General features: G+C 68.1%; 3 protein-coding genes and 1 pseudogene. 2 read left to right on the top strand and 2 right to left on the bottom strand.

Features of this window, described 5'->3' with window-relative positions; all coding sequences use genetic code 11:
- Together ACLFOB_RS14185 and ACLFOB_RS14180 are read right to left on the bottom strand one after the other, a co-directional pair.
- Nucleotides 1-1221: pseudogene (locus tag ACLFOB_RS14185) on the bottom strand (homocysteine S-methyltransferase family protein); the annotation flags it as partial.
- Between the two features lie 134 nt (nt 1222-1355).
- Complete coding sequence (locus tag ACLFOB_RS14180) at nt 1356-3041, bottom strand: methyltransferase domain-containing protein (RefSeq protein WP_410926500.1); 1686 nt, start codon at nt 3039-3041, stop codon at nt 1356-1358.
- 424 nt (nt 3042-3465) lie between these two features.
- Here ACLFOB_RS14180 and ACLFOB_RS14175 point away from each other — a divergent pair, with 424 nt between their 5' ends.
- Both ACLFOB_RS14175 and ACLFOB_RS14170 read left to right on the top strand, forming a co-directional pair.
- Complete coding sequence (locus ACLFOB_RS14175; RefSeq protein ID WP_410916713.1) at nt 3466-4311, top strand: helix-turn-helix domain-containing protein; 846 nt, start codon at nt 3466-3468, stop codon at nt 4309-4311.
- A partial coding sequence (locus tag ACLFOB_RS14170; RefSeq protein WP_410926499.1) for an ArsJ-associated glyceraldehyde-3-phosphate dehydrogenase occupies nt 4308-5259 on the top strand: 952 nt, incomplete at its 3' end. The genes ACLFOB_RS14175 and ACLFOB_RS14170, both read left to right, overlap by 4 nt.

The raw sequence follows: 5259 nt of genomic DNA, 5'->3' as shown, positions 1-5259 counted from the left end.
CGAGCAGCCCCTCGTCCATGTTCACGTCGATGATCTGCGCGCCGTTCTCGACCTGTTGCCGTGCGACCTCGACCGCCTCGGCATACTGATCGTTCATGATCAGCTTCTTGAAGCGGGCGGAGCCGGTGACGTTGGTGCGTTCGCCGATGTTGATGAAGCTGCCCGTGCTCATGCCGCGGCCCCCTGCCCCTTTTCGAAGAGTTCCAGCCCCGACAGCCGCAGCCTCTCGGCGCGCTGGGGGATCCTGCGCGGCGGTTTGCCCTCGACCGCCTGCGCGATGGCGCGGATATGCTCCGGCGTCGTGCCGCAGCAGCCGCCCACGATGTTGACAAGGCCCGCCTCGGCCCATTCGCCCAGGTGCGCCGCCGTCTCTTCGGGCGTCTCGTCGTAGCCGCCCATCTCGTTGGGCAGCCCCGCGTTGGGGTAGGCGGAGACGCGGGTGTCCGCGATGTCCGAGAGCGCGCGGATGTGCGGGCGCATCTCGCCCGCCCCGAGCGCGCAGTTGAGACCCACCGAGAACGGGCGCGCGTGGCTCACGCTGGCCCAGAAGGCCTCCGGCGTCTGGCCGGTCAGCGTGCGGCCCGAGCGGTCTGTGATGGTGCCCGAGATCATCACCGGCGGCACCTCCATCTCGTCGCGCAGAACGTCGATGGCGTAGAGCGCGGCCTTGGCGTTGAGCGTGTCGAAGATCGTCTCGACCAGCAGCAGATCGACGCCCCCCCCGATCAGCGCGCGCGCGGCCTCTCCATAGGCGCGGGCCAGGTCGTCGAAGGTGATGTTGCGAAAGCCGGGGTCGTTCACGTCCGGGCTGATCGAGGCGGTACGGTTCGTGGGCCCCAGCGCGCCGGCCACCCAGCGCGGGCGCTCGGGGGTCGCCGCGGCCTCGGCCGCCTCACGCGCCAGCCGCGCGGCCTCGCGGTTCATCTCGGGCACCAGGTCCTCCATGCCATAGTCGGCCTGGCTGATCCGGGTGGCGGAGAAGGTGTTGGTGCAGACGATGTCGGCGCCCGCGTCCAGAAATGCCGCATGGATGGCGCGGATCATGTCGGGCTGCGTCAGGCAGAGCAGCTCGTTGTTGCCGCCCACGTCCTGCGCCCAGTCCGCGAAACGGGTGCCGCGATAGGCGGCCTCGTCGGGCTTCTCGGCCTGGATCATGGTGCCCATCGCCCCGTCGAGGACGAGGATACGCTCGGCGGCGTGACGGTCGATGTCGGCGGTCATGGGGTTCTCCGTTGGTCGGTCCGGGTGCGGCTGGACCCGTGACAGATAGCCCCGCGCGGGCCGCGGAGCATCCCAGAACGAGTCATGATGAATATGCGCGGCGTTTGCGGGGCGGCTGGCGCCGCCCCCCGATCTCAGCCGGGCTTGCGGAACACCTGGATGCCCCAGGCGAGGTTGCCGGCGTCGGCCGCCTTGACCCAGTTCTCGAGCCCCACGGCCATATTGTCGAGATACTCGGCCGAGGCGCCGCTGTCGCGCAGCGTGTCGTAATTGGCCAGCATGTCCTCGCGCACGCGGGCATAATGGGTGCGCAGGTTGTGGGTCAGATCCTCCTGCTCGACCGTCTCGAAGCCGATCGCCTCGGCCGCCTCGCGGTAGAAGCGGAAGGAGCCCAGCGAGTTGAGCTGAAGCCGGTCGTAGACGGGCTGCAGTTGCGCGGGGTCCGCATCGTCCGACTGCATCGGGTCGGTGAAGATGAAGAGCCCGCCGGGCTTCAGCACGCGCCAGACCTCCTGCAGCACGCGCGCCCGCCGATCGGAATGCAGGATCGCGTCCTGGCTCCAGACGATGTCGTGGCTTGCGTCGGGTTCGGGGATGTCCTCGAAGACGCCGTGCACCACCCTGATCCGGTCCGAGTAGCCCTGCGTGCGGTTGCGGTGGCGGTTGGTATCGTTCTGCACCTCGGAGATGTTGAGGCAGGTCGCGCTGCCGCCGCGGTGCGAGATCAGCCGCCGCATCGCGCCGCCGTAGCCTGCGCCAATGTCGAGCACGCGGGTTTCCTCGGTGAAGGCGGGCAGCTTGGCGATCATCCGGTCGACGGTCACGTCCGACGCCTCGCCGATGTCGCGCGTGGCCTCGTAGGAGCCGACATGCAGGTCCTGGCCGCCCCAGACGATCGAATAGAAGGTGTCCGCGCTTTCACTGTCGTAATAGTCCTCTGCCACCTCGCGGATGTCGGCCTCGCCCGTGCCCGCGCCGCCCCAGCGCACGACATGCACGGTCGATTTCTCCGCGACGTGGATGAAGAAGTCGGGCTCGTCCTCGGCATAGGTTTCCTGGAAGTCGCCGTAGGTGCGCACGCGCGCGAAGCCCGCCTCGCTCAGCAGGCGGCGGACGTAGGTCCTGCGGATCGGGCACATGTTGAGCGTGTAGTCCGACCCGTCCGGGAAGGAATACTTCATCCGGCAGAGCCCGTCGTCGATGTATTCGGGCTCTGCGCTCACGCGCTCGCCGCAGTAGTAGTACTTGTGCTTGGTGGTGAAGCCGTGATCCAGCATCGCGTCGTAGTTGCGCTGATCCAGGATCAGGATGCCGTCGTGCTTGAGAGCTGCGTAGAACTCGGCCAGCGCGCGGCGGCGGTCCATCTCGTCGTGCAGGTGGGTGAAGGAATTGCCCAGGCAGATGATCGCGTCGTACTTGCCCTGGATGTCGCGGTTGAGCCAGCGCCAGTCGGCCTGCACCGTCTTGAGGATCAGGCCGCGCGCCTGCGCGTTCGCGAAGGCCTTGGCCAGCATCGTGGCCGAGCCGTCGGCAGAGGTCACGTTGAACCCCGCATCCGTCAGCCGGACGGAATGGAACCCGGTGCCGCAGGCCACGTCCAGCACGGTGTCCTTGCCGCGCGCGCGCAGGATGTCGATGAAGAACTGCCCCTCGCTCTCGGCCCGGCCGCGCCAGTCGATCAGCTCGTCCCACTTCTCGACGAAGGACACGACATATTCGCTGCGGTAGAGATCGGTCTCCCGATCCGCGAGCGGATCGGTGCCGTAGGACTGGTCGTCCAGATCGAACTCGAAATTCCCGTCTTTGGCGGCAATGGCCATATGAGTCTCCCTGTGCCTTCGGCGGCCGCAGGTCTCCCCGTCCCGGGGGGCGCGCGGCGCGCCGCGATTGCTCTTCCTGTGTCTTGTCCGGGCCGCGGGGGGTAATCTGCGCCGAGTTGCGCAGAGGGCGGCCCGGATATTTTCCCGACCCGTCGTCCTGCGCGGTTGCGCAGTGGGTTCGGCACGTCGTGCGAGGCGACAGTGGTGGCTGCAGCGTGCATGTGCGACCCGCTGCCCATGCCCAGTCATATCGATCATTTGCGACAGTTCAACGATATTTTGCGACAAACGCTTCCGCGGCTCCGAAGTATTCGCCATCTGCCGCGCTTTCCGGCAGCGAGTGCTTCCAGGGCGGTGCGCACCGCCGTCTGCGCCGCTGCGTGACGCTCTTGCACCCGGTCATTATTTCGGATATTTTCAAATAATGGAAGAAAGCCTCGCCACTCGCCTTGCCACCCTCGGCCACCCCCAGCGGCTGGCCGTCTTCCGGCTGCTTGTCCGGCGCTATCCCGATCACGTTCCCGCCGGCGATCTGGCCGCGGCGCTGGGGCTGAAGCCCTCCACGCTCTCGTCCTATCTTTCGGCGCTGCGGCAGGCGGGCCTTGTCCGGCAGGACCGCGCCGGCACCTCGCTGCGCTATGCCGCCGACATGGAGGGGATGCGCGCCACGCTGGACGCGCTGTTCCTCGACTGCTGCCGCGGGCGCCCCGACCTCTGCACTCCGCTCTCCCACCCCCCCCTCACAGGATCCCGCGCCATGCCCGACCGCAAGTATCGCGTCCTCTTCATCTGCACCGGCAACTCCGCCCGCTCGATCTTTGCCGAATCGATCCTGCGCAGTCTGGCGGGCGATCGGTTCGAGGCCCATTCCGCCGGCACCCGGCCCTTTTCGGAACTCAACCCCTTCGCCCTGCAAGTGCTGCGCGACAACGGCCACGACACGGACGCGCTGCGCGCCAAGAACGTGTCCGAATTCCAGGGACCGGAGGCGCCGGCCTTCGACTTCGTCTTCACCGTCTGCGACCAGGCGGCGAACGAGGAGTGCCCGGTGTGGGAGGGCCAGCCGGTCAGCGCCCACTGGGGCACCCCCGACCCGGTCGCGGCCGAAGGCACCGAGGCGCAGCGCGCGCTCGCCTTCCGGCAGGCCTATGGCGAAATGCAGAACCGCATCCGCGCCTTCACCGCCCTGCCGCTCGACACGCTCGACCGCATCTCGCTTCAGCGCGCGGTGGACGCGATCGGGCCCGATGGCGCCAAGGCGCCGGCATGACCGTCTATGCGCTGAACGGGCTGGGCCGCGTGGGCAAGCTGGCGCTGCGTCCGCTGCTGGAGCGCGGCGCGCGGGTCGCCTGGATCAACGACGCGGTGGGCGATCCGGCGATGCATGCGCATCTGCTGGAGTTCGACACGGTGCACGGGCGCTGGCCCGCCCGCTTCGCGCATGGCGACGACAGCGTGACCGTGGACGGCCTACGCCTGCCCTTCGTCGGGGCGCGCGACCTCTCCGCCCTGCCGCTTGACGGCGTGGACGTGGTGATCGACTGCACCGGCGTCTTCAAGTCCGCGGAAAAGCTCGCGCCCTATTTCGAGGCGGGAGTGAAGAAGGTCGTCGTCTCCGCGCCCGTGAAGGACGCGGAGGCCGCCAACATCGTCTATGGCGTGAACCACGACAGCTACGATCCCGCGCGCCACCGGATCGTGACCGCCGCCTCCTGCACGACCAATTGCCTCGCCCCGGTGGTCAAGGTGCTGCACGAGGCGATCGGCATCCGGCACGGCAGCATCACCACGATCCACGATGTCACCAACACGCAGACCATCGTGGACCGCCCCGCCAAGGATCTGCGCCGCGCGCGCTCCGCGCTCAACTCGCTGATCCCCACGACGACCGGCAGCGCCACGGCGATCACGCTGATCTATCCCGACCTGGAGGGCCGCCTGAACGGCCATGCCGTGCGCGTGCCGCTGCTGAACGCCTCGATCACCGACTGCGTCTTCGAGATGGCGCGCGAGACGACCGTGGACGAGGTCAACGGGCTCTTTCGCGCCGCCGCCGAGGGGCCGCTTGCGGGCATCCTGGGCTACGAGGAGCGGCCGCTGGTCTCGGCCGATTACACCAACGATCCGCGCTCCGGCATCGTCGACGCGCCCTCCACCATGGTGGTGAACGGCACGCAGGTGAAGGTCTATGCCTGGTACGACAACGAGATGGGCTATG

Source organism: Rhodosalinus sp., from assembly GCF_046542825.1.
In the GTDB taxonomy this organism is placed as follows: domain Bacteria; phylum Pseudomonadota; class Alphaproteobacteria; order Rhodobacterales; family Rhodobacteraceae; genus Rhodosalinus.
The sequence above is the reverse complement of the archived record's forward strand: the minus strand, read 5'-3'. Positions and strand labels throughout refer to the sequence as shown.